Raw genomic sequence first — 25,199 nt, 5'->3', positions numbered from 1 at the left:
GCTGGATCATCCCGGCACGTCAGACGCGTACGCGACAGATTCGGCCGGTTCCACGATGGAAAGTCCCAGAGCATCCCGCAATTCCTCGGCCGCGGCCCGCTCGCTGGCCTGCTCGGTCGAGTACGCGAGCAGCACCGCCTCCTCCGCCGCGTCCCGTGCCGCCGGCATGTCCCCGGCCGCCGCGTTCACCCTGGCCTGCACCATCGCGGCGACGACACCGCTGCGGACGTCCTCCGCACGCACCTCGCGGGCTCGCCGGATCCACGTGGCAGCCGCCTCCACCCGGCCCTCGGCCAGCAGCGCCGACGCGTACGACGCCAGCGCGTGCCGCCGCGGGAACAGCAGCGAGCCCCCGGTGTCGCTGGCGATCGGCGCGAGCAGGCCGATCGCCGTGCCCGGGTCGCCCGCCCGCATCCGCGCCTCGGCGAGCAGCACCCGCGGCCCCACCTGCGCGGGAGCGAGCGGATTGTGCGGTTCCACCGAGGTCATCACCCGGCGCGCGTCGGCCTCCGCCGCCTCACCGTCGCCGCGTTGCAGCGCCACGAAGCCGCGCAGCGTGCCGGCCATGCCCAGCAGCAGCGGGTGGCCGGTGCGGTCGGCGTACCCGAGGGCGTCGGTGAGCAGATCGTTGGCGTGATCGAACTCACCCAGGCCGCGCGCGATGACGCCGCGGACCACGAGCGCCAGGCCGCGGCCCCAGTCGTCGGACACCGCGTCGAAGTCCCGGTACGCCCGCCGCGCCTCGCCGTCCGCCTCCGCCAGGTCACCCAGCTCGGCGGACGCGTACGCCTCCACCGCCCGCAGCGTGCCGACCGCCCAGCCCTCGCCGACCCGGTCGCCGAACGGCAGGAAGATCCGGGCCAGCCGCCGCGACTCCTGCAGCCGCCCGGCGAGCAGCCGGGCGAACGCCGTGGTGCCGCGCAGCCAGGATCGGCCGACCGGGTCGCCCAGCTCGGCGAACAGCCGGGCGGCGCGGCCCAGGACGGCGTCCGTGCCCGCGAAGTCGCCCCGCGTGGTGGTGACCCAGGCGAGGTTCTGCAGTGCCCACGCCTGCCCGTGCCGGTCCCCCGCGGCCAGCGTCACCTGGTACGCGGACGCGAACCGGCTGCTGGCCTGGCTGAGCTTGCCGGCGAGGAAGTCGGCCATGCCCAGCCGGCGCATCGCGTTGGCGCGTTCCGGGGCGAGCTCGGCCTCGGTGGCCACGTCGAGCGCCTCCTGCCAGGCGAAGACCGCCTTCGGGACGTCGCCCAGCGCCTCCTGGGCCCGGCCCACGACGAGCAGGGCCTCGGCGCGGCACACCGGCTCCTCCTGGGCCGCCTCGGCGATCTTCTCGCCGTGCGTGAGCGCCTCGGTCGCCCGGCCCAGGCGCAGCAGCGCGCGGGCGTGCACCAGCTGGTCGGAGAGCGGCAGACCGTCCTTGGTGAGGGCGGCGGCGCGTTCGGCGTACGCGATCGACGCGGCGGGCTCGATGTTGGCGAGGGCCCGCCGGGCCATCCGGCCGAGCGCGGCCACCCCGAGCGGCGCGACGTCGCGGACGCTCGCCTCGGGACGCAGCCGCACCTGGTCGGCGAGCTCCACCGCGCACTCGACATGGGCGGCCACGAACGCGTCGCGCTCGTTCTCGCCCATGCTCAGCCGGGCAGCGGCGTCGTAGCCCAGTGCCGTGATCGATTCCGGCGCCGCCCAGCGGGCCAGGTACGCGTGCCGCTCCGCGAGGTCGGCCTTGCCGATGCCGGCGTACGCGGCCTCGCGCATCAGCGGGGTGGCGAACGCGTACCCGCCGCGGACGCGGTGCAGCATGCGCCGCTGCAGCAGCTCGTCGACCGCGCGTTCCAGCTCGACGGCGGCGACCGCGCCGGGGCGGGCGTCCCCCGCGGACCGGCGGTCACGCAGCGCCTCGACCGCGCCCGTGGGCACGGTGTCGCCCACGACCGCGGCGTCGCGCAGGACCGACCGCGGCTCGCCCGGCAACGCGTCGATGCGGGCAGCGAGCACGGCGGCCAGGTCACGCGAGAGCAGCTGGCTGCCCAGCGAGCCGGCGGCGAGCTGCCACTTGCCGGCTGCGTTGGCGCCGACCGCGGGCATCAGCGCGCCGCGCTCCATCAGCAGCGTGACCAGCTCGGCGAGGTAGAACGGGTTGCCCTGCGCGGTCGCGAGCAGGCGGTCCGCGTCCGGCTGCGGGAGCTTCCCGCCGTTCAGGTACGACGTCAGCAGCCGGGACGCGTCCGCGCCGCGCAGCGGGGGCAGGCTGTGGATCTCGGCGTCCGCGAGGCGGGTCAGCGCGCCGGCCGTACGCACGAGCTCGGGGCGGCCCAGCAGCAGCATGACCACCGGGCCGTCGAGGCGCGACAGCACGCCGCCGAGCGCGTCGATCGTCTCCGCGGTGGCGTCGTGCAGGTCGTCCACGATCACGACCAGCGGCGCCTCGCGGGACAGCGCGGTCAACAGCTCCGCGACCGCGATCGGGATGGTCTCGGTCTCCGGCCGGGCGCCACCGGCCGGCTGCCACTCGGCCACCGCCGCCGGCCCGACCGCGTTGCCCGGCGCCTCGCCGTACCCGAGCAGCGCGAGCAGCCGGTCGAGGTCGACGTCGGGGGTCTCGCCGTCGCGGGCCAGCCGGCTGACGACCTTGCGCAGCCGCTCCTCGACCACCGCGCGGGTCATCGTGGCGGCCACGTCCTTGGGCAGGCCGGCAGCCTTGCGCACGAGGTCGGCCAGCGGGGCGAAGCGGCGCCGCTCGCCGAAGGCCCGGCAGCGGGCCCGCAGCACCCGCGCGCCGGTGTGCGCGGCGAACCGGCCGGCGCCGACGTCGTAGCCGGCCGCCAGGCGCTTCACCTCGCCGGCGAAACGGGTCTTGCCGATGCCGGCCTCCGCGGTCATCACCATGACCCGCGGGGCGCCGGAGTCGATCACCTCGGCTAGCCGCCCGGCGACCCGGCCCAGCTCGGTCTCGCGGCCCACGAACGGCGCCTCGTCGCCGAGGCCCGAGCGCGTGCCCGGCGCATCGTGCAGGCCCAGCAGCTCGTACGCCGGCACCGGCTCCCGCTTGCCCTTGAGCCGCAACGCCCGCAGCTGCCGCCAGGAGGCGACGTGCCGGGTGCCCGCGGCGGTACGGGAGCCCGCGTACACCGCGCCGACCGCGGCGGCGTCGGCGAGCCGGGCCGCGGTGTTCACCGTGTCGCCGATGACCGTGTACTCGATCGCGGCCTGGATGCCCGCCACGACCTCGCCGGTGTTGAGGCCGACGCGCAGCCCGAGCGGCGCACCGCCGCCGCGTTCGTCGTCCAGCACCCGCCGGACCGCTCGCTGCATGCTCAGAGCCGCCCGTACCGCGCGCTCGGCGTCGTCCTCGTGCGCGACGGGGGCGCCGAAGACGGCCATGATGCCGTCGCCGGTGAGCTTGTCGACGTGCCCGCCGAACGTCTTGACCGCGCCGGCCAGGGCGGCGAGGACCCGGTCGGTGACCGCGCCGACCCGTTCCGGGTCGAGGTCCTCCGACCAGGAGGTGAAGTCCGAGAGGTCGCCGAAGAGCACGGTGACGATCCGCCGTTCGGCGGCCGGCAGCGTGGCCGCCGCGGGCAGCGCCGCGCCGCAGTTGTGGCAGAAACGGGCGCCGGGAACGGCCACGGTTCCGCACACAGGACAGGTCACAGCGGGTCCAACTCCTCCGAGGCGGGCTGTGATTCCCGCCTCAGGAAGTCGAGTTGCGCGCGGGCGGACCACTCCGCCGCGAAGCGCACCCCCGGGTCGACGCCGGGATACACCGCGTCGACGATCGCTTCCGGGGTGTCGGCGCCGGCGGCCATCGCGGCGCGCACCTGCTCGAGCCGTTCGTGGCGGTGGGCGAGATAGGTCCGTGCGAGCTCGGCGCAGTCGGCCCGCACCGGGCCGTGCCCGGGCAGCATGAGCATCGGGTACGCCCGCAGCGCGGCGAGGCTGTCCAGGTATGCCCCGAGGTCGCCGTCGGGCCACGCCACCACGGCCGTGCCCCGACCCAGCACGGTGTCCCCGGTGAAGATCGCGTCCTCGACGACGAAACAGACCGAGTCGGCGGTGTGCCCGGGCGTGGCGACGACCTCGATGTCGAGGCCGGCGAGGCGTATCCGCGGCGGCAGCGGGTCGCCGTGTTTCGGATCGGCCGCGAGGATCGGCACGCCGCCGAGCATCCGCGACAGCGTCTCGGTGCCCTCGACGTGATCGTGGTGCCCGTGCGTCACCAGGATCGCGCTCAGCGGCCGGTGCTCGGCCAGCGACGCGAGGTGCCCGGCGTCGTCCGGCCCGGGGTCGATCACCACGGCGTCGGGAGCGCCCGGTGCGCGCAGCACCCAGCTGTTGGTGCCGTCCAGCGTCATCGGACCGGCGTTGGGCGCACGCAGCGGCGTGACCCACTCCGGCAACCGCTCGACCTGCGACGACACAGACCCACCCCCCAGCGCATGGTACGTCGCCGAGTGCCGTGGAGCCGAGCACGGATTGTGCGACCCGGCCGGCCCACGGTCACGTTCGGCTATGAAACCCCCACGCCGTACGGTGCCGGGTCAGGCGATCTCCGCGATGACCTCGACCTCGACCGGCGCGCCGAGGGGCAGCTCCGAGACGCCCACCGCACTGCGCGCGTGCCGGCCCAGCTCGCCGAGCACGTCGCCGAACAGGTTCGACGCCCCGTTGACCACGGCCGGCTGGCCGGTGAAGCCCTCCGCCGACGCCACGAACCCGGTGACCTTGACGATCTTCACGATCCGCCCGAGGCCGACCAGCGCGTCGATCGCGGCGAGGGCGTTGAGCGCGCAGTAGCGGGCCAGCTCGGTGCCCTGCTCCGGCGTGACGTCCGCCCCGACCTTTCCGGTGTACGGCAGCTTCCCGTCCACCATCGGCAGCTGACCGGAGACGTAGACGTAGTTGCCCGACTGCACGGCCGGCACGTACGACGCCAGCGGCGGCACCACCGTGGGAAGCGTCAGCCCCAGCTCGGCCAGCTTCGCGTACGCGTCCGCGCCGCCGTCGCCGGAGACCGGGGTCGGTGCCGTCACTGCTTCGCCCGCTTCATGTACGCCACGAGCTGCTCCTGGTTGGGGCCCGGCACGACCTGCACCAGCTCCCAGCCGTCCTCGCCCCAGTTGTCGAGGATCTGCTTGGTCGCGTGGACCAGCAGCGGCACGGTCACGTACTCCCACTTCTGCATTGCTCGCCCAGCTCCCTGCGGTAGATCGGTTGCCTGCGCGACAGCCTAGTCACGGCCGGAGCAGCCTCGCGCCCGACCGGATTCCACTAACCTTCAGGGGAAGCCGCAACGGTGTTGATCAGGGGGTTCGATGACGGAACAGCCGCCGGGCCGGACCCCGCGGACGTCGTCCATCGCCGCCGAGGAGGCGCCGGCCTCGGACCTCGCCGACGCGCCACAGTGGCCGCCGCTGGGGGCGTACCCCGGCGAGCCGGGCCACCCCGGCCCCGCCGGACAGGCCGCGGCCGGCCCCGCCGGGCAGCCGGCGCCCGTGGCCGGGGCCGAGACGGTCGAGGGCGAGGTCGTGTGGCATCAGGAGCCACCGGCCGGGCCGTGGCACGCCAAGCACGAGAAGCCGGGCGAGTGGCGTACGCACCCGCCGGAGCATCTGGCCTTCGAGCACTCCCCGCCGGCCGAGGTGCAGCCCGGCGTCCAGCACGACCAGCCCACCGAGGCCATCCCGCTGAGCATGCTGCCGCAGCCGTGGGAGGTGCCGTTCGACCCGCACGCCACCGAGACCGTGCTGACCGACCCGCCACCGAAGCGGCGGCGTACCGCGCTGTGGGTGGCGCTCGCCCTGGTGCTGACGCTGCTGCTGTTCGGCGGCGGCACGTTGTCGGCGCTGATGCTGCTGCGCAACGCCGACAGCGGCAAGGGCTCGCCGGACCCGGCCACGGCCGTCGACCGGTTCCTCACCGCCGCGTACACGCAGCACGACGCGGCCGCGGCGGGCGACCTCGTCTGCCGCGAGGCCCGCGACGAGGACAAGCTCAAGCAGCGGATCGACCAGATCAAGGGGTACGCGAACGCCTACCAGGCCCCGGTCTTCCGGTGGAGCGAGCCCGCCGTCTCGGGGCAGAGCGAGAAGAAAGCCGTGGTGGCCGTCCAGCTCACGATGACGACGGACGACGAGAAGGCCGCCCAGCAGGAGCTGACGTTCACGGTGGTCCACAAGACCGGATGGCTCGTCTGCGACATCAACGGCTGAGCTGAGCTTGCCCGCAGCGGAGAACCGAAGGAAAAGATGAGGGCACGTACGCTCGAAAGCGTGGGTAGGAACAGTTGGCCCGCCCGTCTGCACGTGGTGACGGGTAAGGGCGGCACGGGCAAGACCACCGTGGCGGCGGCGCTGGCGCTGGGGCTGGCGGCCGGCGGGCACCGCACGCTGCTCGTCGAGGTCGAGGGGCGGCAGGGCATCGCCCAGCTCTTCGGCACCGAACCGCTGCCGTACGAGGAGCTGCGGATCGCCACCCCGGCCGAGGCCGACGGCGAGGTGCGCGCGCTGGCCGTGGATCCCGAGGAAGCCCTGCTCGAGTATCTCGACATGTTCTACAAGCTGGGCGCGGCCGGCCGGGCCCTGCGCAAGATCGGTGCGATCGACTTCGCCACCACCATCGCCCCCGGTCTGCGCGACGTGCTGCTCACCGGCAAGGTGAAGGAGGCGACCACCCGCTCGTCGGACGGCCGGCGCGCGTACGACGCGGTGGTGCTCGACGCGCCCCCGACCGGCCGGATCGGACGCTTCCTCAACGTCACCGCGGAGACCGCCAAGCTGGCGAAGATGGGGCCGATCAAGACCCAGAGCGAGGGCGTGGCCACCCTGCTCCGCTCGCCGATGACCTCCGTGCACGTGGTCACGCTGCTCGAGGAGATGCCGGTGCAGGAGAGCCTCGACGCGATCGGCGAGCTCGCCGCGCTGCACATCCCGGTCGGCCGGATCATCGTCAACGGCGCCCGTCCCCCGCTGCTGGCCGGCGCCAAGGTCACCAAGACCGAGCTGAAGCGCGGCCTGGCCGCCGCCGGCCTGCCCACCGACCCGGCGACCGTCACCGGGCTGCTGGCCGAGGCGAAGGCGCACCTCACCCGGCGCGAGCTGGAGGAGTCGCTGCGCGCCGATCTGGCCGAGTCGGACCACCCGATGGTGGAGCTGCCGCTGCTCGAGGACGGGGTCGACCTGGACGGCCTGCACCGGCTCGCCGCGCTGCTCATGAGTGTCTGATGTGTGTCCGACCCGACACACACTGCAGCTCTCCGCCCCGCGATGCAGCCTACGACTCAGTACGCTCGAAGCGTGGCTGATCAGACCGCACCGCGCCTGGACGTCGACGCCCTGCTCGCCGACCCGTCCACCCGGATCGTCGTGTGCTGCGGCGCGGGCGGCGTGGGCAAGACGACCACGGCCGCCGCCCTGGGGCTGCGGGCCGCCGAACGGCACGGCCGGCGCACCGTCGTGCTCACCATCGACCCGGCCCGCCGGCTGGCCCAGTCGATGGGCCTCAACGAGCTGGACAACACGCCGCGGCAGGTCAAGGGCATCGACACCGAGGCGACCGGCGGCGAGCTGCACGCCATGATGCTCGACATGAAGCGCACGTTCGACGAGGTCGTGCAGGCGCACACCTCGCCGCAGCGCGCCGCGGAGATCTTCGCGAACCCGTTCTACCAGGCCATGAGCTCGACGTTCTCCGGCACGCAGGAGTACATGGCGATGGAGAAGCTGGGCCAGCTGCGGTCCCGCGACGAGTGGGACCTGATCGTGGTCGACACCCCGCCGTCGCGGTCGGCGCTCGACTTCCTGGACGCCCCGGCGCGGCTGTCGCGCTTCCTCGACGGCCGGATGCTGCGCATGCTCATGGCACCGGCGCGCGGCGGGCGCAGCATGTTCAGCCTGGTGACGGCCTCGTTCGGGATCTTCTCCCGCGCGGTGCAGAAGATCCTCGGCGCGCAGCTGCTGACCGACCTGTCCGGCTTCGTCGCCGCCCTGGACTCGATGTTCGGCGGATTCCGGCAGCGCGCGGACGAGACGTACCGGATCCTCCAGGACCCGCAGACCGCGTTCCTGGTCGTCGCGGCGCCGGAGCGCGACGCCGTCCGCGAGGCCGCGTATTTCGCGGAGCGGCTGGTGGCCGAGCGGATGCCGCTCGCCGGCCTGGTGCTCAACCGCACCCATCAGGCGGCCCTGGATTCGGTGCCCCTGGCCGAGGCCGAGGCGGCGGCCGCTGCGCTCGACGCGGCGGGTGACCAGCAGACGACCGCGGACGCGCTGCGGGTGCACGCCGGGCTGTTGCGTCAGATAGACCGGGAGGTGCGGGTCGCCGCCCGGTTCACGGAGGCGTTCCCGCAGGTGCCGGCGGTGGCAGTGACAGCGCAGCCCGCCGACGTCCATGACGTCGACGGGCTGCGAACGATCGGCGATGCGCTCACCGCCTAGTGCAATCAGCGGGTCGAGACGAGCACCTTGTCGGCGCCCTTCTCGCGCAGTGCGGCTTCGAACATCTTCCGCCAGCTCGCCACGTGCGGGTGCCGGCGCAGCAGCGCTCGGCGTTCCCGCTCGGTCATGCCTCCCCAGACACCGAACTCGATCCGGTTGTCCAGCGCGTCGGCGAGGCATTCGTAGCGGACCGGGCAGCTGCGGCAGATCCTCTTCGCCACGTTCTGCTCGGCGCCCTGCACGAACAGCGCGTCAGGGTCGCCACTCTGACACGCCGCCATGCTGGGCCAGTCGCTGATCATCCCCATCTGTATACGTCCCCCCTTGCCATGACCCCCTGACGTCTGCGGGCTCATGTCCCCCAAGCCGTGCAGACGTCGTGCGATAGCTCGCCGGACCATCATGCTCCGTAGTCGGGCGATTACGCAACGTTGTCCCTCAAATACGTATCTCTCGGGAGTTACGGCCATCACGCCCAGACCGGACAGCCAAAAGTTCCCAGGAATTCGCAGAAAACGCCACGCGCTGCCGACCGTAGGGGCAGGATGATTCTGGGCGAACCGTGGCCATCTCGACACTTGGCCGGGCGCTTCTTTCGCGTACCCTGCTCACGTGAGCTCCTGGATGCGCAGACGCGATCACAACATCTTCGCCAATGCGACCTCGCTGCTGATCTGTGGACTGCTGGCCGGTGTCGTCGTGGCCGCCGCCGCATTTCCCGCCGTCGCGATGTCCGGCCTGGCCGCCAAGGCCGGCGGGGAGACCTTCGCGAGCCTGCCCAGCGAACTCAAGCAGGCCAGCGCCCCCCAGATCAGCCGAATCTTCGCGTCGGACAACAAAACGCAGATCTCGGTCTTCTACGACGAGTTCCGCAGTGACGCGCCGCTGAAGGACATCTCGGTTAACATGCAGCACGCGATCATCGCGGCCGAGGACCACGAGTTCTACAAGCACAACGGCGTCGACCTCAAAGGCGTCGCCCGCGCATTCGTGAACAACAACAGCGGCAAGTCCTCCACGCAGGGCGCCTCGACGCTGACGATGCAGTACGTCCGCATGTCCCTGGCCTATTCGGCGACCAATCCGCAGGAGGTCGTCGACGCCACGATCGACAGCCCCAAGCGCAAGATCACCGAGATGAAGTACGCGATGCAGGTCGAGAAGGAGCTCACCAAGGAGCAGATTCTCGAGCGCTACCTGAACGCGGCGCCGTTCGGCAACGGCGCGTACGGCGTCTACGCCGCCAGCCAGGTGTACTTCCAGAAGAAGCCGAAGGATCTCACGGTCGCCGAGGCCGCCCTGCTGGCCAGCATGGTCAAGGCGCCCACCGCGTTCAACCCGACCACCGCCAGCGGCTACCCGCAGGCGCTGGCCCGGCGCAACTACGTGGTCAACGACATGCTGGAGCTCGGCTTCATCACCCCCGACGAGGCGAAGAAGGCCACCAACACCAAGATCAGCAAGACGGTCAAGCGGACCGGCAACGGCTGCGTCTCGGTGGCGAAGAACCACTGGGGCTTCTTCTGCGACTACTTCTACCGCTGGTGGCTGAGCCGCGACGAGTTCGGCGCCACCACGTACGACCGGGAGCGGCGGCTCAAGAGCGGCGGCTACCGCATCCAGACCTCGATGGACATCACCGCGCAGAACGCGGCCCGGGAGAACATCGCGGACCACATCAAGGAGAAGAACAAGAACGCTCTGCTCCTGGCCGGCGTCCAGCCCGGCACCGGCAAGGTCCGCGCGCTGGCCGCCAACCGCCGCTTCAAGCTCGACGACCCGGACAAGCCGCAGAACAAGATCTCCTCGGACCCGCGCAAGGCCCGCAAGAAGATCCGCGGCACGTACCCGAACACCACCAACCCGCTGCTCAGCGGCGGCGGCGACATCACCGGCTACCAGGCCGGCTCGGTGTTCAAGATCTTCACGGTGGTCGCGGCCCTGGAGAACGGCTACCCGCTGGCCTACCCGATCGACGCCCCGCCCCGGTACGTGTCGAAGTACATCATCGCGCCGGGCCCCTCGACGTGTAACGGCAAGTACTACTGCCCGTCCAACGCGTCGAAGAACGAGTCCGGCGTCTTCAACATGTGGACCGGCTTCGGCGCATCGGTCAACACGTACTTCGTGCCGCTGCAGGAACGGGTCGGCGCCGAGAAGGTCGTGGACGTGGCGAAACGCTTCGGCGTGCAGTTCCGCGCCAAGAACGACGCCGACTTCGCCGCCACCGAGCAGTCCGCCCACCAGTGGGGCGCATTCACCCTCGGCGTCTCCTCCTCCACCCCGCTGGACATGGCCAACGCGTACGCGACACTCGCCGGCGACGGCATGTACTGCACGCCGACCCCCGTCGAGCAGATCACCGCGCAGGACGGCGAGAAGATCGACGTCGGCAAGCCGCACTGCACCCGGGCCACCTCGCCGGACGTGGCACGCGCCGCGATCGACGCGGCCCGCTGCCCGGTCGGCGACAGCGCCCAGCTCGGCAGCTGCCGGGGCCGGACGGCGCCGCAGGCGCACGGCATCATCAAGCACCCGATCTACGGCAAGACCGGCACCACGGACCACGACAAGACCGCCGCGCTGATCATCAGCAGCAACTCGCTGACCGTGGCGGGCTACCTGGTCAACCCGGACTACGCCGACCACTCGGACCGGATGTCGCACGGCATCGTCAACCCCGCGGTCTGGGACACGATGCGCGACTACATGAAGGGCAAACCCAAGGTCCAGTTCAAGAAGCCGGGCGACCGGAAGATCTCCGTCGGCGATCAGCGGTCGATCCCGGACGTGACCTGCGCGACGCTGGACGGCGCCAGGGCCCGGCTGGAGAGCGCCGGCTTCAGCGCCTCGATCGGGCCGGAGGTCGAGTCGAGCTGTCCCAAGGGCACCGCGGCCGGCACCAGCCCCGACGGCCGGACCATCAAGGGCGGCTTCGTCAGCATCCAGGTCAGCAAGGGTAAAGAGGACAAGAAACCCGACAACCCCAAGCCCGGCGACCGCGGCGGCATCTTCCCGCCGAGACCCGGGCGCCGATAGAGCGCGGACGGGCGGGTCACCCCTGAGGTGGCCCGCCCGTTCTCTGTCCCGTACGCGGGTCAGCCGAGCTGCCGGCGTACCTCCGCCGCCACGCGGCCTCCCTCGGCGCGCCCCGCCACCGCGGCCTGAGCCGCCCGCATGGCCGGGCCCATCTGGGCCTTCCCGCTGAAGCCGCCGTCGCGCAGCGCCCCCGCGACGAGTTCGGCGATCTCCTCGTCGCTCAGCTGGGCGGGCAGGTAGCGGTCGAGGATCTCACCTTCGGCGGTCTCCTTCTCGGCCTGGTCCGCGCGGCCGGCGTCCCGGAAGGCGGCCGCGGCCTCGCGCCGCTTCTTCGCCTCCTTGGTCAGCACCGCGAGCACCTCGTCGTCCGAGAGCTCCCGCGCGGCGTCGCCGGACACCTCGGCGTTGCGGACGGCGGAGAGCGCCATGCGCAGCGTCGACGTGGTCAGCTCGTCGCGACCCTTCATGGCGGAGTGCAGGTCGTCGTTCAGGCGGTCCTTCAGCGTTCCCATGGACGGTCAAACTACTCTGGCCGTCATGCGCAAGCGCTCCCTTATCGCCCTGGCCGCCTCGGTGACCGCCGCCGGCGGCGCCACGTTCGCGTACGCCTCCCTGGTCGAACGCAACCTGTTCACGCTGCGCCGCTTCACCGTCCCGGTGCTGGAGCCCGACGCCGAACCGTTGCGCATCCTGCACCTGTCGGACCTGCACATGATGCCCGGCCAGCACCGCAAGCAGGCGTGGGTCGCCGCGCTCGCCGGCACGGACCCCGACCTGGTCGTGGCCACCGGCGACAACATGGCGTCGCCGGAGGCCGTGCCGGGCGTGCTGCGAGCCCTCCGGCCGCTGCTGGACGTGCCCGGCGGGTTCGTCTTCGGCTCCAACGACTACCGCGGCCCGGTCTGGAAGAACCCCCTGCAGTACCTGCTGCCGGAACGCGAGTACGTCCAGGGCGCCGAGCTGCCGTTCGAGGACCTGCGCGCGGCGCTCACCGGCGCGGGCTGGGCGGACCTCAACAACGCCCGTACGGTGCTCAAGGCCGGCGGCCGCTCGGTGGAGCTCGTCGGCGTGGACGACCCGCACGTCGAGCGCGACGACTACCCGTCCGTGGCGGGCCCGGTCTCGCCGGACGCGGACCTGCACCTCGGCGTGACCCACACCCCGGCCTCCCGGGTCCTGGACGCGATGGCGGCGGACGGGTTCGCGCTGCTGCTGGCCGGCCACACCCACGGCGGCCAGGTCTGCGTGCCGGGCTACGGCGCGCTGACGACGAACTGCGACCTGCCGCACGCCATGGCGAAGGGCCTGCACCGGTGGCCCGGCTCGGACGCCTGGCTGCACGTCTCCGCGGGCCTGGGCACCCACCCGACGGCGCCGATCCGCTTCGCCTGCCGCCCCGAGGCGTCGATCCTCACGCTCATCCCCCGCTGACCACCGCGGGTGCGCTGCTTGACGGCGCTGCCCGGCAGTTGACCGCCGCACAGACAGAACCGGCACGGCCTGTGGAGGCCGTGCCGGTTCTGCGCTCCCGTGGTCAGCGGCTGACCTTGACCTCGTCCCACTTGGTCGCGGTCTGCCGCCACGACTCGCCCTGGTAGACGGCCTTCCACCAGCCGGAGTCCCAGGCAGTGATCTTCTTGCTGTACTTGCCGTCCGCGCCGGTCTGCACCGAGCCCTTGTAGAGGTAGTTCTTCCAGCTGTACGCGCGGAAGTAGAACTTCACGGTGGCGCCCTTGGGGCCGTACATCGGGCCGAACTGGTAAGCGTCCCGCTTGAGCTGCCCGGAGTGGGTCAGCGACTTGCCCCGCTTCACCGGCTCCGGCGACGCGTTGTAGGTCAGCGTCGTGGGCCGCTGCACGTTGAGCGAGAGCGTCCGCTCCAAGGTGTGGAGGACGATGTCGTCGTCGTACCAGTCGGCGTTGATGACGACGCTGTACTTGCCCGGCTTCTGGAACCCACAGAGGTTGATCCGCCCGGTGTAGGTCAGCGCGCCGCCGCTGCTCGACGACAGCCCCAGCACCACGAAGTCCGCGAGGTCGCCGCTCGGATCAGAGACGTCGGCCGTGGGGCTCGCGTCGCGGCCCGGGTCGGACAGCTTGAGCGTGATCGTCGAACGGTCGCCGCAGCCGGCGTCGCCGTCGATGACGACCGTGGTGGCGGAAAGCGTGGCGCTGGTGATGCTCACGTCGGCGAACGCCGGACCCGCAACCGCGAGCCCGGCCGTGACGGTGACGACGGCGGCCGAGGCAGTGGCCGCACACCGGCTGAGAAGCCGTATGGACATGGACGATCCTTCCCCTGATCAAGCGGACTTGATCTTGGATGAACGTCCGCCGGCCGGGCAAGCCACATGATCGATTCCCGCCGTTCGGCGGCCGCGCCCACCCGTCCCGGCACTACAAGATCAACCTGTCGGCCCCCGGCATCCGGGCCATGAGCTGCGGTTTTACGAGGAGGGGGATACCGATTTCGCGTGTGCGGGGCGGTCGGATACTATTGCTCAGCACGCCTCGGGGTGTGGCGCAGCTTGGTAGCGCGCTTCGTTCGGGACGAAGAGGCCGTCGGTTCAAATCCGGCCACCCCGACCACGGGAAAGTGCAGGTCAGGGCCGGTCTTCCGCACAGGGAGACCGGCCCTGACTTCGTCTCCGGGGGCGCCTTGGGGCAAAGCCCCGCGTAAACGGCCCTCAGAGAGCCTGTAGCAGCCGGTCGAGCACACTCACCGGTGATCGGCGGCGCGATCGCCTTACGCGCTCGCAGGGCGGCGTTCCACTGCTCGGCCAAGCCCTCGCCAAGCGCTCGCCGCATCGCAGCGGTGATGTGGGAAGTAGCGCGATCCGACCGATCCGTCAGCGTGCCCCATCCGGTCGTCCTTGAGCTTCTGCGGCACTCCTAGCTCGTCCATGCCGGTCTTGTGGGAGTGCCGCAATCCATGCGGAGTCAAGCCGGGGGCGAGCGGCGACCAGCAGGCATCAGCGCGGGCACCCGCGTCCCGGGCGCGCCGGGACACCGGGCCACGGCTCACCGATGATCGGCACGGGCCATGGCCGACCGGCGGTTAAGGCTATTTAGCAATCGATGTTGATCGACGTCAAAATTGAATGATCAGTCGCAACGACCGCTCGTAGGCGGCCACTCAGTGCGGGATATCAGAACTGACGACCACCTTCGGTGGCATCCGGCACTAGTTCTCCGATCAGGTCTATGGTTTTGGTCTCATGAAGGTTGGCGTCAACGCGACCTTCTAGTTCCGTGCCCTTGATAACGAAGCTTCTCGCAGTGGCTGTATAAGCTCCAGCACCAGGTACCCTAAATTTCGCCACACCTGACGAATCGGTATCTGCCAGCGCCTTGAAGTTCTTTCCCTGCACTAGCACCTCAGCGTTCGGCACAGGAAGTTGATAACAATCACTGGAGCTGGGCGGGCAAACCTTGACGCTCACGGCGACTGACACTGTGGTCGGATCCCTAAAGCGGACAAGATACACCGCCACCGCGCCCATGAGCACGACTGCGGCCAACGCGATAAAAGCGACCCTTGCAATACCGCTTTGGGGTGGAAACTTCCTAGTCATGCCCATCGCTATCCTCCAGATGGTCCCTGCCCGTCCGAGGGCTGAACCGGACGGGCAGGGAACCGTTACCCAATGAAATTCGTATCAGTTAAGGCTGACCTTCGTGAGGCTGGTCGACTTCTGGAGCGGCGGGCTCGGCTTGTCCGATCCAGTGTACGAGAGGGTGAATACGCCGGTGTTGATCGAGGCGCTCCATCCACATTTGCACCCCTCGATGTTGTGTTCGAAGTACGCCTTGCCGTATCCGTATCCGGAGCAATTCTTGCGGGCGTGAAACGCCATCCAGGCGCCGCCGTGGTCCACGTAGTCGGCACCACTGGAGTCTTGAACCTCGAAGACTGACGAGTCGAAATCGGCTGTCTTCAACCATGCCCGGTGGGACTGGTTGACGTTCAGATCGCTATACGCCCAGATGCCGTCCCCCTCCCGCGTCCAGCATGATGAGGTGAGGTCTTTTACGGCTAGACCGAATCCGTCGTACGGGTTGCCCCCCTTGCGGTAGTTTGTTTTGAAGTCCCAGTTGGCGAACCAGCTCAAGCTCAGTCCGTCGCTGTCGGACACGCGGGACCAGTAGCCGGTTACCTTGAAGGCGTCTCCGGGGATGGTTGTGAGCGTGGTGATGGTATCTGAACTGGTGCTCAGTTTCTGCGCTTCGGCGGCGCCTACAGTTTCCGAACTTCCCGTCACTGCAAAGGCAAGCGGATCACTCCCTGCCGCTTGGGCGACTTCGTCGAGCCCGATGTAGTCGTTGGGGTGGAGCCCGGCGTACGCAGCGATAGTCTCGTTGATGCGCTGTTGTTTCACCCGGGCACGATCAGCGGATGCGGTCTCGCTGTTTCGTTCGAGGGTGGAAGCATGGGCGCTGTCCGTGACCAGAATTGTCGATCCGAAAAGCGTCAATGCGCTGGTCAGGATCGCGGCGGATTTCTTGAGCAAGCTTAGTTTCCTCCCGTGTGGACGCGCACCCCTTATACGCTTAGATAGATTAACTTGATTGAGTATGCAAGATCAATGATCTCCGGTGTCCCCAACCTGACAGTGGAGTTTGGCCGGAGATCGGCTCGGAAGCTGTCTCACGGGTCCACCTCGCGCCCGACGGCGCGCGCAGTGGAGAAACCTTGAGCTCAGCTGTGATCTCGTTCGCCGGTGTACGGCAGCGCCCACCGTGATGCGCTGCGGCAGTCACGGTCCCGGTCACGGACCGTGTCAGCACAGACTGAACGCTCGATCACAGACCTCGAAAGCGGGCGACGATGCGGTGGCGGGCTTGGGGCGAACGTTGGGGCAACACCCGCCAAGCGAGTCTCGATCGACCAACGCAAACCACGCGCCCCGAGCACCCTCAGCAGCACAAGTTGGTGAAGTACCAGGTGGGTCGGTCCGCAAGATCCTCTTTCGGGACGAAGAGGCCGTCGGTTCAAATCCGGCCACCCCGACGGAGGACGGGCCACTTTTCACCAGGAAAGTGGCCCCTGGTGCTTTTCCAGGTCACGATGCGTCGCCGTGCTTATCCGGGTCGGGCCACGGCACGTCGTCGTCGAACGACAAGGACAGCGTGCTGTGGTAGGCCTCGCCGGCGTCGGACCGGGACCGGCGGTCCACCGGCTCGGATTCGCGCGGCCAGAACCTTGTCGCCCGGCTCGCATAGCCGTCCTGGCCCGGCGCCTCCCACTCGAGCCACACCGGGTCGCCCGGGTCGAAGGATGCGTAACCCTCGACCGCAGCCGCGCTGAAGTGCGCCCAGCATCCCGTGGGGGTCTCGGAGGAGTCGATGACTCCCCAGCCCTCGTCGTCGTGCCACTCCCGGATCGTTCCCGCCACCGGCATGGTGTCGAATGTAGGCGAGGAGGTCATGTCGTGACTGAGGACGTGGTGGAGGTCGTGGTCACCGCGGCCGATGCGGAGTGGCTGGCCGGGTTCGCCCGGCGGCTGGTCGAGGACCGGCTGGCCGCCTGCGGGCATCAGATCGCCGCGATCCGGTCCGTCTACCGGTGGGAGGGGGCCGTGCACGACGACCCGGAGGCGCGAGTGGCTCTGCACACCCGCGCCTCGCTCGTACCGGAGATCGTGGCGCGGGCCGACGCGGAGCACCCGTACGACGTGCCGTGCGTGCTGGCCCTGCCGGTGGCCGGGGGTAACCCGGCCTACCTGGCGTGGGTGGTCGCCGAGACGAAGGATCCGGCCTAGGCCGCGGCCTCGAGGTCTGCCCGGGTGAGCAGGGCGCGCAGCTTGATGCCGGCCTCGGACAGCGCCTCCGCGCCGCCCTCTTGGCGGTCGATCACGCACAGCGCGTGGTCCACGTGCGCGCCGAGCTTGCGGAGTTCGTTCGTCGAGATGACCACCTGGCCGCCGGAGGTGACGACGTCCTCGACGACCAGGACGCGGCGGCCGGCGACCTCGGCGCCCTCGGAGAGGCGGGCGGTGCCGTACTGCTTGGCCTGCTTGCGGACGAACGCGCAGGGGAGCTTGGCGTGCCGGCCCAGCGCCGTGACCACCGCGATGCCGCCCATCTCGAGGCCGGCCAGCACTTCGGTGCCCTCGGGGATGAGGACGGCCATCTGCTCGGCGAGCTGGTCGAGCAGCACCGGGTCGGCCTCGAACTGGTACTTGTCGAAGTATTCCGTGGCGGTGCGGCCGGAGCGCAGGACGAACTCGCCGGTCAGTCGGCTCACGTCGCGGACCTGCCGCGCAAGGTCAGAGTCAGTCACGAGCACACAGCCTTCCACCTCGGCTTCCGGCCTGTCCGCGCGGGTGGGGCGGCGGTTCACCCGTACGCGTAATTGCTTCTGACCGAAATTCGGGTTTGTCTGAATTCGACTAATTTGGGTTACAACCTCGACCCTTGTGAAAGGCCTGTCGTGACACCCTTCGCGCTCCTCTTCCTGATCGCCCTCGCCGGTTCGTCGTGCTTCGCCATCGGCCGCGCTCTCGGCCGCGGGGAACGCTACGAGAAGGGCTACCGGGAGGGCTTCCGGGACGGCGAGACCGGGTCGCTGGCCCGCGCCGCCCGGCTGATCCAGCTCAGCGACCGCCGGTCCGTCGCCCCGGCCGTCGAGGCGATCCTGGTGCCGAGCTCCGTCCCGCAGCAGCCGATGCCGGCGCGCACCGCGGCGCCGGCGGTGGTGGGCATCCCGGCCCGTCCGCAGCTCGCGCTCTGAATCCACAAGACGAAGGGGGGTACGGCCGAAGCGGCCGTCCCCCCTTCTCGCAGCTCAGCAGTAGAGGTTGCTGCCGGGGCTGACGCCGAGGATCGCGGTGAAACGGTTGTACGCGTCCACGCGGCTCTGCACCTGCGCGGGGTTGCCGCCGTTGCACTCGAGCGAGCCGTTGATGCTGCGGATCGTCTCGCCGAAGCCGCGGCTGTTGACCATGGCGTCGTGCGGGGTCATCGAGCCCGGGCCGCGCTGGGTCATCCAGTACCAGACGGCGGTCTGGTAGGCGACCGACGCCTCGTTCTTGACCCGGTCCGGGTTGTTCAGCAGGTCGATGCCGAGCGCGTCACCGGCCGCCTTGTAATTGAAGTTCCAGCTCAGCTGGATCGGCCCACGGCCGTGGTACGCGGACTGCCCGGCCGGGCACCCGTACGGCTGGCTGCGGTCGCAGTACAGCGGCCAGTTCGCCTGGTTGATCTCCTCGACGTACACCAGGCCGCCGGACTCGTGGTTGACGTTCGCCAGGAACGCCGCGGCCTCCTGCTTGCGGACCGTGTCGCTGCCGGTGGTGGTGAACGCCGGGAACTTCTTCACGGCGTCGAGCAGGCCGGCGTACGAGTAGAACGGGATCCGGTTCGGGAACATCTGGTTGAACTGCGCCTCGCTGACCGGGAAGCCGTTTCCGGTGCTCGGCGGGGGCGGCGGGTTGGTCGTGCCCGTGCCGCTGCAGCTGTACGGCTCCCAATACCAGGTGCTGATGACCGGGTCGTAGCCCGGGTTCTCGTACTTGGCACGGTAGTAGTTGCCGTTGGTGTACTTCACGATCGAGCCGGCCGCGTAGTAGGTGCCCGCGGCCCAGTTCGGGTAGTTGCAGTTCCCGCCGGTGTCGGGCGGGGGCGTGGTGCCGCCGCCGCACGTGCCGTTGTCCTGCCACACGCCGGAGCCGCCGGTGCTCGGCGCCTCACCCTGGGTCCACCACTTCGCGGTCCAGTTGTGGCTGCTGTACGACACCTTCATGCCGTTCGTGTAAACGGCGCTGCTGCTGTACGCCGCGGCGCACGCCTCGGCCGCGTTGGAGGCCGTCATGGGGATGACCGCGGCGGCCGCGCCTGCGACGGCGACACCCACCGTCGCCAAGATCGACAGGAGCCGTTTTCTGGGCATGGTTCACCGTTCCGCTTCGTGGGGATCAAGGGGGATGGATCGACTCAACTAGATGGGCGGCGGCCGCGTCAATATCTGTAAAGAAACTTCAGGGATTAATCTGAAACCGACTTGCCACCGCCCGATTGCTCCCGCTTGCGCCCGGACGAACCGACAGGGATCGCGACTCGACCCGAAAGGTTCAGCCATGACGATGCTCGGCCGCCTCGTACCGGACGCCGCCCTGTCGGAGGCCGCGTTCTCCGCCCGGCACCGGGTGCTCCGGGTACTGCTCTGGCTGCATGTGCCGGTGGTCCTCGTGCTCGGCTACTTCACCGGAGAGCTCAGCCCGGGTCACCACGCCACGCTGCTGCTCGCCGTCATCGGCGGCGTCCTCGCCTGCGGGGTCCTCGCCGGCACCGCTGGGAGCCAGCGCGGCCGCGCGATCTCCACCAGCGTGGGCTTCCTGCTCGCCGCGGATGCGCTCGTGCACGCCGGCGGCGGCTCGATCGACCTGCACTTCCACTTCTTCGTGGTGATCGTGCTGATCGGCCTCTACCAGGAGTGGACGGCCTTCGCGGTGGCCGTCCTCCTGGTGGCCGCCCACCACTTCGGCGTGGGTCTGCTCGCCCCCGACCTCGTCTTCGCCCACAGCGGGCACTCCACCTCGGCGCTGTTCTGGCGTGCCCTGCTGCACGCCGGCTTCGTGCTGGCGATGTCCGCGGCCCAGATCACGTACTGGCACTTCGACGCGGCCGCGCGCCGGGAGAACGAGGCCCGCCAGGCGCAGCTCGCCGAGGAGTCGGCCGTACGGCTTCGCGAGGCCGCAGAGGAAGCCACCCGGCGGGAGGAGACAGCACGCGAGGAGGCGACCGCCCAGCTGGCCCGCGCGGAGCAGATGGCCGTACGCCTCGAGCACGTCCTCGAGCGCACCAGCGAGACCGGCGCCCGGCTGCGCACCGACGCCGACGAGGCCCTCGGCGGCTTCGAGTCGGCCCTGTCGGACGTGGCCCGCACGGTTGAGCACGCCAGCGACCAGGTCGGCACCACCCTCTCGGACGCCGACGCGGCGCTGACCTCCCTCGAGGAGCTGCGGACGTCGGTGGCGGACATCGCCACGATCGCCGGCATGATCCAGGCGGTCGCCGACCAGACCAACCTGCTCGCGCTCAACGCGACGATCGAGGCGGCCCGCGCGGGCGAGGTCGGCAAAGGCTTCGCGGTCGTGGCCGGCGAGGTCAAGCAGCTCGCCGGTCAGACCGCCGAGGCGACCGCCCGCATCGAGGCCACGGTGCACGAGGTGACCACGGGAGCCGCGGCGGTCGGCAAGGCGGTGTCGGACATGACGAGCCGGCTGAGCTCGGTGGCCGACGCCCAGCGGCTCGCCTCCTCGGTGATGGGCGAGCAGGTCACGCTCGCCGGCCGCACCCGTGAGCTGGTCACGAGCGCGGCCGACGAGGTGGCCCACTCCACCGCGGGCATCGCCTCCTGAGAGATCAGGGCTCGGTGCGCTCGCAGTTCACGAACTCGCCGGTCCCGAACCGGCCGGCCACACAGAGGTCACCCACCTCGGTGTTCGCGCCGCCGTCCAGCACGTACCGGTCGTCCTCGTCGTAGTCGCCGGCGGTGAGGACGTCGTCGCCGGCCTCGCCGTAGACCCGGTCGACGCCGCCGCGGATGCCCTCGCTGCCGTCCAGCGTGTCGTCGCCGTCGCCGCCGCGGATGACGTCCGACCCGTGGCTGCCGTTGATGCGGTTGGCTCCCGCGTTGCCGGTCAGCGTGTCGTTGCCCCAGCCGCCGAAGAGGTTCTCGACGTCGGCGCCGATGGTGTCCTTCTCGCCGGACGAGCCGTCGTCGCCGGTCTTGCCGTCGAGGTCGGCGACCACGGTCACCAGCCGGTCGTGGTACGAGACCTCGTCGACGCCCGCGCCGCCCAGCATGACGTCGCTGCCGAAGTCGCCGTGCAGCGTGTCGTCGCCGTTGCCGCCCTCGAGCCGGTCGTTGCCGGGGCCGCCGTCGAGGTCGTCGGCGCCGCTGTAGCCGTACAGCTCGTCGTTGCCCTCGTTGCCGTTGATCCAGCCGTCACCGGTGTTCCCGGCCAGCCAGTCGTTGCCCTGGCTACCGTCGATGCCCTCGATGTCGGCGCCGACGGAGTCGCCCTCGCCGCGTGCCCCGTCGTCCCGCTTCTTGCCGTCGGCGTCCACCACGACCGCACCCGTACGGAAGTAGTAGTTGACCCGGTCCCAGCCCGGCCCGCCGTGCATGTCCTGCGCGCCGCGGCCCTCGCTCTCGTTCTGGAAGAACTCGTCCATGCCGTCGTCGCCGTACAGGACGTCGTTGCCGGAGCTCTCCTCGAAGTAGTCGTCGCCGGCCCCACCGTGCGCCACGTCGTTGCCCGACTCCGGGCGGATCCGGTCGAAGCCGGGACCGCCGTAGATGGTGTCGTTGCCGGGGCCGCCGATCAGCTCGTTGCTGCCGGCGCCGCCGTAGATGGTGTCGTTGCCACCGGCCGAGTAGATGTAGTCGTCGCCGCCGGCGCCCCAGATCGTGTCCGGGCCGTCGTCGGCGAACAGCTCGTCGTGCTTCGGGCCGCCGGTGATCCAGTTGGTGCCGGAGCCGGCCCGCGCGGTCATGCCGAGGTCGGTCCGGTTCTTGATCGAGTCGTTCTTGTCGCCGGTGTAGACCATGAACCAGGTCGGATTCTTCGGCGTCGTGCAGCGGACCTTCGTCGAGTCGCCGCTGACCGCCTTGCACCCCGCGCCGGCCTTGACGGTCACCACGTCGTCGATCGTGAACGTGCGGCCCGACCGGGTGACCACGACCTTGTTGGCCTTGCCGCTCGCGGCGGTGAACTGCACCTTGGTGTCGCCGACGACCTTCGCGACGCCGGTGGAGGCCGCCGACGCAGGCCCGGCGATCAGGGTGGTGCCGGCCGTCAGGAGACCCGCGACGGCCGCGGACAGGGCGATGCGCATGCGTACGTCGCTCACTGGTGTGCCACCCGTCCGAAGGAGGATTCCTCGACGCCCACCGAACGGCCGCTGACCGCCGAGCCGCCGCCGAGGCCGTTGCTGCCGCCGTACAGTCTCGTCACCGTGCCCGACGCGTAGCCGGCCTGGTCGCCGGCGACCAGCTCGCCCGGCGCGCCGACGACGGCGTCGAGGCCCTTGATCCCGTTGAGGTTGAGCAACGAGACGCCGGCGCCGAACCAGTCGTTGCGCTCGGGCGCGTCCGGGACACCCGTCGAGGACTGGGTGAGCGTCCACGAACCGGAACCGGTCAGGCCGTTGCGCGACCCGCGCAGCAGCACCACGGCGCCCGCGTCCACGGCGCTGCCGACGTCCTCGCCCGGCACCCCGACCAGCACGTCGGCGATGCCGTCCTGGGTCACGTCCCCGACGGCGATCGAGTCGCCGAAGTAGTCGTCGTCCTCCGACGCGCCCGCGATGCTCTTGTCGTGCTGGGACAGCAGCACCATGCCTTTGTGGGTGATGCCGGAGCCGCCCACCTTCAGGGTCACCACGACCCCGCCGTTGATGGTCCAGTTCGCCTGGGCCGCCGAGTCACCGACCACGACCTCGCCGTACCCGTCACCGGTCGTGTCGGCGATCGCCAGGACGCCGCCCAGATACCAGACGACCGCGTCCTTGGCCTCGGCCGCGGCGCCGGTCGCGGACCCGGCGACCACCGTGACCTTGTTCGACGAGACGCCGCCGCCGGTGCCCCAGAACTGTGTGACGGAGCCGCTGCCCATCCACGCCTGACCGTCGTCCTCCTGCGGCGCGCCGATCACCACGTCCTGGTACTTGTCCTTGTTGAGCTTGCCGACCGCGATCGCGCCACCGAAGTGGTCGCCGGTCTCCGCGCCGCCCGGCACGCCCGTGCTGTTCTGATCGATCCACTTCGCGCCGCTGGTCACGATCCCGCTCGCGCCGCCCTTGAGCACGACCGCGGCGCCGGCCTCCTTCTTGCCGCCCACCTTCTTGCCCGGGATGCCGATCAACAGCTCGTCCCGGCCGTCCCCGGTGACGTCACCGGCAGCCAGCGCGTCGGCGAACCAGTCCGACTCGGCGGAGGCGCCCGGCACCCCGGACGTGCTCTGGTTGATGTGCTTGACGGCATCGACCCGCAGCCCCGACGGGCCGCCGAGGAAGATCCAGACCGCCCCCGCGTGGTATCCCATCGCGTTCAGGTCGGCCTCACCCGCGTCGGACACGGCCAGGTCGTCGTACTTGTCGCCGTTGAAGTTGCCGGTGACCATCTCGGACCCGAAGCACACGCAGCCACCGCCGGGCATCTCCGTGGTGAGCCGGTCCCGCACCGGCGCCGACGAGTACGAGACGACCACGCCGAGGTTGCTGAACGCCGCGACGTCATCGCGCCCGTCACCGTCGAAGTCGGACCGGGTGGCGCCGCGGCCGGTCACCGGGGTTTTCGTGACCGGCGTGCGCAGGTGCAGAAGGGTGATGCCGTCGCGCACGATCTCCGTCGCGCCGGGCAGGTCGGAAGACAGAGCGCGGGCGGTCGCGCCGGCCTGCGCGCGGGCGGTCGCGCCGGCCTGCGCGCGCACCGCCCACGGGCGCGCGGCGTGGTCGCCGGACGGGGGAACGGGACGCTGGCCGGCTTCGGCCGGGGTCATGGCGAGAACGGTGGCGGAGGCCGCCGAGGCGGCCACGACGGCCGCCACGATGCGTACGGTTTTCACGGGGCTCCTAGAAGTCAGGAGCAGCACGATAGAAGATCAGCAATCGCCCTGCTGTCCCGTCCCTTGTGACCCGGGGCACAGAGTCAGGCTTTGCTCAGTTCCTCGGCGATGAGCTCCGCGATCTGCACCGTGTTCAGCGCCGCGCCTTTGCGCATGTTGTCGCCGGTGATGAAGAGGTCGAGGGCGCGCGGGTCGTCCATGGCGCGGCGGATCCGGCCGACCCAGGAGGGGTCTGTGCCGACCGCGTCGATGGGCATGGGGAACTCGCCGGACTCCGGGTCGTCGACCAGGATGACGCCGGGGGCGTTGCGCAGGATCTGGCGCGCCTCCTCGGCGTTCATCTCGGAGGCGAAGACCGCGTGCACCGCGATGGAGTGGCCGGTCACGACGGGGACGCGGACGCAGGTGGCGGAGACCTTGAGGTCGGGCAGGCCGAGGATCTTGCGGGACTCGTTGCGGAGCTTGAGCTCCTCGGAGGACCAGCCGTCGGCGGCCAGGGCGCCGGACCAGGGCACCACGTTGAGCGCCAGGGGAGCCGGGAAGGGGCCGAGGTCGTCCCCGACGGCCTGCCGGACGTTGCCCGGGCGGGACCCGAGCGTCCGGTCGCCGGCCACCTTGCTGAGCTGATCGTGCAGGACGTCCACGCCGATCTGGCCCGCGCCGGACACCGCCTGGTACGAGGCCAGTACCAGCTCACGGAGCCCGTACTCGCGGTGCAGCGGCGCGATCGCCATGATCATCGCCATCGTGGTGCAGTTGGCGTTGGCGACGATGCCGCGCGGGCGCCGGCGCAGGTCCTCGCGGTTGACCTCGGGCACGACCAGCGGGACGTCCGGCTCCATGCGGTACGCCGACGAGTTGTCGACCACCGTCACGCCCCGGCCGACGGCGACCGGCGCCCACTGGGCCGAGACGTCGTCGGGCACGTCGAACATCGCCACGTCGACGCCGTCGAAGACCTCGGGGGTCAGCTCGCGGACGGTCAGCTGCTCGCCGCGGCAGGCGAGCTCCTTGCCGGCCGAGCGGGACGACGCCACGAGGCGGATCTCGCCCCAGACGTTGCGCCGGGAGGTCAGCAGCTCGCGCATCACCGTGCCGACGGAACCGGTGGCTCCGACGACGGCGAGCGTGGGCTGCGACGACCCCATCAGAGG

The 25,199-nt window shown here is 70.6% G+C and carries 23 protein-coding genes, 1 tRNA gene and 1 pseudogene; 9 read left to right on the top strand and 16 right to left on the bottom strand.

Annotated elements, in window-relative coordinates; genetic code table 11:
* Nucleotides 1-6: 6 nt before the first annotated feature.
* The 4 genes from AB0K03_RS15450 to AB0K03_RS15435 all read right to left on the bottom strand — a co-directional run bounded on the left by AB0K03_RS15450 (nucleotide 7) and on the right by AB0K03_RS15435 (nucleotide 5,182).
* Nucleotides 7-3,651 (bottom strand): adenylate/guanylate cyclase domain-containing protein, encoded by a 3,645-nt coding sequence (locus AB0K03_RS15450; RefSeq protein ID WP_364684669.1) that lies wholly within the window; start codon nucleotides 3,649-3,651, stop codon nucleotides 7-9.
* Nucleotides 3,648-4,418, bottom strand: a complete 771-nt coding sequence (locus tag AB0K03_RS15445; RefSeq protein ID WP_364684667.1) for an MBL fold metallo-hydrolase — start codon at nucleotides 4,416-4,418, stop codon at nucleotides 3,648-3,650. The genes AB0K03_RS15450 and AB0K03_RS15445 overlap by 4 nt, the downstream gene beginning before the upstream one ends.
* A 120-nt stretch (nucleotides 4,419-4,538) precedes the next feature.
* Complete coding sequence (locus tag AB0K03_RS15440) at nucleotides 4,539-5,030, bottom strand: RidA family protein (RefSeq protein WP_249610484.1); 492 nt, start codon at nucleotides 5,028-5,030, stop codon at nucleotides 4,539-4,541.
* Entirely contained in the window at nucleotides 5,027-5,182 is a 156-nt protein-coding gene (locus AB0K03_RS15435; protein ID WP_199510193.1) for a DUF4177 domain-containing protein, read from the bottom strand. The genes AB0K03_RS15440 and AB0K03_RS15435 overlap by 4 nt, the downstream gene beginning before the upstream one ends.
* Before the next feature lie 130 nt (nucleotides 5,183-5,312).
* On the opposite strand from AB0K03_RS15435, the gene AB0K03_RS15430 reads away from it, so the two are divergent.
* Genes AB0K03_RS15430 through AB0K03_RS15420 form a run of 3 tightly spaced genes read left to right on the top strand, consistent with a single transcriptional unit; the run spans nucleotide 5,313 to nucleotide 8,432 of the window.
* On the top strand, nucleotides 5,313-6,209 hold the full coding sequence (locus AB0K03_RS15430; RefSeq protein WP_364684664.1) for a hypothetical protein: 897 nt from the start codon (nucleotides 5,313-5,315) through the stop codon (nucleotides 6,207-6,209).
* Between the two features lie 36 nt (nucleotides 6,210-6,245).
* Nucleotides 6,246-7,220, top strand: a complete 975-nt coding sequence (locus AB0K03_RS15425; RefSeq protein WP_364684662.1) for an ArsA-related P-loop ATPase — start codon at nucleotides 6,246-6,248, stop codon at nucleotides 7,218-7,220.
* 42 nt (nucleotides 7,221-7,262) lie between these two features.
* Complete coding sequence (locus AB0K03_RS15420) at nucleotides 7,263-8,432, top strand: ArsA family ATPase (protein WP_364684660.1); 1,170 nt, start codon at nucleotides 7,263-7,265, stop codon at nucleotides 8,430-8,432.
* A 5-nt stretch (nucleotides 8,433-8,437) separates the two neighbouring features.
* On the opposite strand, the gene AB0K03_RS15415 is transcribed toward AB0K03_RS15420, so the two are convergent.
* On the bottom strand, nucleotides 8,438-8,740 hold the full coding sequence (locus AB0K03_RS15415; protein ID WP_041832981.1) for a WhiB family transcriptional regulator: 303 nt from the start codon (nucleotides 8,738-8,740) through the stop codon (nucleotides 8,438-8,440).
* Between the two features lie 316 nt (nucleotides 8,741-9,056).
* On the opposite strand from AB0K03_RS15415, the gene AB0K03_RS15410 reads away from it, so the two are divergent.
* The gene (locus tag AB0K03_RS15410) at nucleotides 9,057-11,471 is read left to right on the top strand and encodes a transglycosylase domain-containing protein (RefSeq protein WP_364684874.1); all 2,415 of its coding nucleotides are present in this window, start codon (nucleotides 9,057-9,059) and stop codon (nucleotides 11,469-11,471) included.
* A gap of 59 nt (nucleotides 11,472-11,530) precedes the next feature.
* Here the strand turns inward: AB0K03_RS15410 and AB0K03_RS15405 are convergent, their stop codons facing one another.
* Nucleotides 11,531-11,983, bottom strand: coding sequence for a GatB/YqeY domain-containing protein (locus tag AB0K03_RS15405; protein ID WP_364684658.1), 453 nt, complete (start codon nucleotides 11,981-11,983; stop codon nucleotides 11,531-11,533).
* Nucleotides 11,984-12,008: 25 nt separating this feature from the next.
* Between AB0K03_RS15405 and AB0K03_RS15400 the strand changes: the two genes are divergently transcribed.
* Complete coding sequence (locus tag AB0K03_RS15400) at nucleotides 12,009-12,902, top strand: metallophosphoesterase (RefSeq protein ID WP_364684657.1); 894 nt, start codon at nucleotides 12,009-12,011, stop codon at nucleotides 12,900-12,902.
* A 103-nt stretch (nucleotides 12,903-13,005) separates the two neighbouring features.
* Here AB0K03_RS15400 and AB0K03_RS15395 read toward each other — a convergent pair whose 3' ends face one another.
* Nucleotides 13,006-13,755 (bottom strand): hypothetical protein, encoded by a 750-nt coding sequence (locus AB0K03_RS15395; RefSeq protein ID WP_364684655.1) that lies wholly within the window; start codon nucleotides 13,753-13,755, stop codon nucleotides 13,006-13,008.
* 227 nt (nucleotides 13,756-13,982) lie between these two features.
* Here AB0K03_RS15395 and AB0K03_RS15390 point away from each other — a divergent pair.
* Nucleotides 13,983-14,059: transfer RNA gene (locus AB0K03_RS15390), tRNA-Pro, on the top strand.
* Between the two features lie 98 nt (nucleotides 14,060-14,157).
* Here the strand turns inward: AB0K03_RS15390 and AB0K03_RS15385 are convergent.
* The 4 genes and pseudogenes from AB0K03_RS15385 to AB0K03_RS15370 all read right to left on the bottom strand — a co-directional run.
* Nucleotides 14,158-14,511, bottom strand: a pseudogene (locus AB0K03_RS15385) (tyrosine-type recombinase/integrase); the annotation flags it as partial.
* A 108-nt stretch (nucleotides 14,512-14,619) separates the two neighbouring features.
* Entirely contained in the window at nucleotides 14,620-15,045 is a 426-nt protein-coding gene (locus AB0K03_RS15380) for a hypothetical protein (RefSeq protein WP_364684653.1), read from the bottom strand.
* Nucleotides 15,046-15,129: 84 nt separating this feature from the next.
* Nucleotides 15,130-15,981, bottom strand: a complete 852-nt coding sequence (locus AB0K03_RS15375; RefSeq protein WP_364684652.1) for a hypothetical protein — start codon at nucleotides 15,979-15,981, stop codon at nucleotides 15,130-15,132.
* 552 nt (nucleotides 15,982-16,533) lie between these two features.
* On the bottom strand, nucleotides 16,534-16,872 hold the full coding sequence (locus AB0K03_RS15370; RefSeq protein ID WP_364684650.1) for a cold shock domain-containing protein: 339 nt from the start codon (nucleotides 16,870-16,872) through the stop codon (nucleotides 16,534-16,536).
* Between the two features lie 30 nt (nucleotides 16,873-16,902).
* Between AB0K03_RS15370 and cutA the strand changes: the two genes are divergently transcribed.
* Complete coding sequence (gene cutA / locus AB0K03_RS15365) at nucleotides 16,903-17,232, top strand: divalent-cation tolerance protein CutA (protein WP_364684648.1); 330 nt, start codon at nucleotides 16,903-16,905, stop codon at nucleotides 17,230-17,232.
* On the opposite strand, the gene pyrE is transcribed toward cutA, so the two are convergent.
* Nucleotides 17,229-17,753 carry an orotate phosphoribosyltransferase gene (pyrE, locus tag AB0K03_RS15360; RefSeq protein ID WP_364684646.1) on the bottom strand — a complete coding sequence of 175 codons (525 nt, stop codon included), beginning with the start codon at nucleotides 17,751-17,753 and terminating at the stop codon, nucleotides 17,229-17,231. The two genes, cutA and pyrE, sit on opposite strands and share 4 nt — an antisense overlap.
* A 150-nt stretch (nucleotides 17,754-17,903) precedes the next feature.
* Here pyrE and AB0K03_RS15355 point away from each other — a divergent pair, with 150 nt between their 5' ends.
* Nucleotides 17,904-18,203, top strand: a complete 300-nt coding sequence (locus AB0K03_RS15355; RefSeq protein WP_364684644.1) for a hypothetical protein — start codon at nucleotides 17,904-17,906, stop codon at nucleotides 18,201-18,203.
* A 54-nt stretch (nucleotides 18,204-18,257) separates the two neighbouring features.
* On the opposite strand, the gene AB0K03_RS15350 is transcribed toward AB0K03_RS15355, so the two are convergent.
* Nucleotides 18,258-19,361: a glycoside hydrolase family 19 protein gene (locus AB0K03_RS15350; RefSeq protein WP_364684642.1), complete on the bottom strand. Its 1,104-nt coding sequence runs from the start codon at nucleotides 19,359-19,361 to the stop codon at nucleotides 18,258-18,260.
* A 187-nt stretch (nucleotides 19,362-19,548) separates the two neighbouring features.
* Between AB0K03_RS15350 and AB0K03_RS15345 the strand changes: the two genes are divergently transcribed.
* Nucleotides 19,549-20,832, top strand: coding sequence for a methyl-accepting chemotaxis protein (locus tag AB0K03_RS15345; RefSeq protein WP_364684640.1), 1,284 nt, complete (start codon nucleotides 19,549-19,551; stop codon nucleotides 20,830-20,832).
* Between the two features lie 4 nt (nucleotides 20,833-20,836).
* Here AB0K03_RS15345 and AB0K03_RS15340 read toward each other — a convergent pair whose 3' ends face one another.
* The 3 genes from AB0K03_RS15340 to AB0K03_RS15330 form a co-directional block, all read right to left on the bottom strand.
* Complete coding sequence (locus tag AB0K03_RS15340) at nucleotides 20,837-22,330, bottom strand: calcium-binding protein (RefSeq protein ID WP_364684638.1); 1,494 nt, start codon at nucleotides 22,328-22,330, stop codon at nucleotides 20,837-20,839.
* Nucleotides 22,327-24,045, bottom strand: a complete 1,719-nt coding sequence (locus tag AB0K03_RS15335) for an integrin alpha (RefSeq protein ID WP_364684636.1) — start codon at nucleotides 24,043-24,045, stop codon at nucleotides 22,327-22,329. The genes AB0K03_RS15340 and AB0K03_RS15335 overlap by 4 nt, the downstream gene beginning before the upstream one ends.
* Nucleotides 24,046-24,128: 83 nt before the next feature.
* Nucleotides 24,129-25,193 (bottom strand): aspartate-semialdehyde dehydrogenase, encoded by a 1,065-nt coding sequence (locus tag AB0K03_RS15330; protein WP_364684634.1) that lies wholly within the window; start codon nucleotides 25,191-25,193, stop codon nucleotides 24,129-24,131.
* Between the last annotated feature and the right edge of the window lie 6 nt (nucleotides 25,194-25,199).

The sequence above is a fragment of the Actinoplanes sp. NPDC049316 genome, from assembly GCF_040677315.1.
GTDB lineage: Bacteria > Actinomycetota > Actinomycetes > Mycobacteriales > Micromonosporaceae > Actinoplanes.
Note: the sequence above shows the minus strand (reverse complement) of the source record. Positions and strands in the feature narration are given on the sequence as shown.

Coding starts and splice junctions, on each gene's coding strand:
- AB0K03_RS15435 (WP_199510193.1), bottom strand. CDS start 5,182: ATGCAGAAGTGGGAGTACGTGACCGTGCCGCTGCTGGTCCACGCGACC.
- AB0K03_RS15430 (WP_364684664.1), top strand. CDS start 5,313: ATGACGGAACAGCCGCCGGGCCGGACCCCGCGGACGTCGTCCATCGCC.
- AB0K03_RS15425 (WP_364684662.1), top strand. CDS start 6,246: ATGAGGGCACGTACGCTCGAAAGCGTGGGTAGGAACAGTTGGCCCGCC.
- AB0K03_RS15420 (WP_364684660.1), top strand. CDS start 7,263: ATGCAGCCTACGACTCAGTACGCTCGAAGCGTGGCTGATCAGACCGCA.
- AB0K03_RS15415 (WP_041832981.1), bottom strand. CDS start 8,740: ATGGGGATGATCAGCGACTGGCCCAGCATGGCGGCGTGTCAGAGTGGC.
- AB0K03_RS15410 (WP_364684874.1), top strand. CDS start 9,057: ATGCGCAGACGCGATCACAACATCTTCGCCAATGCGACCTCGCTGCTG.
- AB0K03_RS15405 (WP_364684658.1), bottom strand. CDS start 11,983: ATGGGAACGCTGAAGGACCGCCTGAACGACGACCTGCACTCCGCCATG.
- AB0K03_RS15400 (WP_364684657.1), top strand. CDS start 12,009: ATGCGCAAGCGCTCCCTTATCGCCCTGGCCGCCTCGGTGACCGCCGCC.
- AB0K03_RS15395 (WP_364684655.1), bottom strand. CDS start 13,755: ATGTCCATACGGCTTCTCAGCCGGTGTGCGGCCACTGCCTCGGCCGCC.
- AB0K03_RS15380 (WP_364684653.1), bottom strand. CDS start 15,045: ATGACTAGGAAGTTTCCACCCCAAAGCGGTATTGCAAGGGTCGCTTTT.
- AB0K03_RS15370 (WP_364684650.1), bottom strand. CDS start 16,872: ATGCCGGTGGCGGGAACGATCCGGGAGTGGCACGACGACGAGGGCTGG.
- AB0K03_RS15350 (WP_364684642.1), bottom strand. CDS start 19,361: ATGCCCAGAAAACGGCTCCTGTCGATCTTGGCGACGGTGGGTGTCGCC.
- AB0K03_RS15345 (WP_364684640.1), top strand. CDS start 19,549: ATGACGATGCTCGGCCGCCTCGTACCGGACGCCGCCCTGTCGGAGGCC.
- AB0K03_RS15330 (WP_364684634.1), bottom strand. CDS start 25,193: ATGGGGTCGTCGCAGCCCACGCTCGCCGTCGTCGGAGCCACCGGTTCC.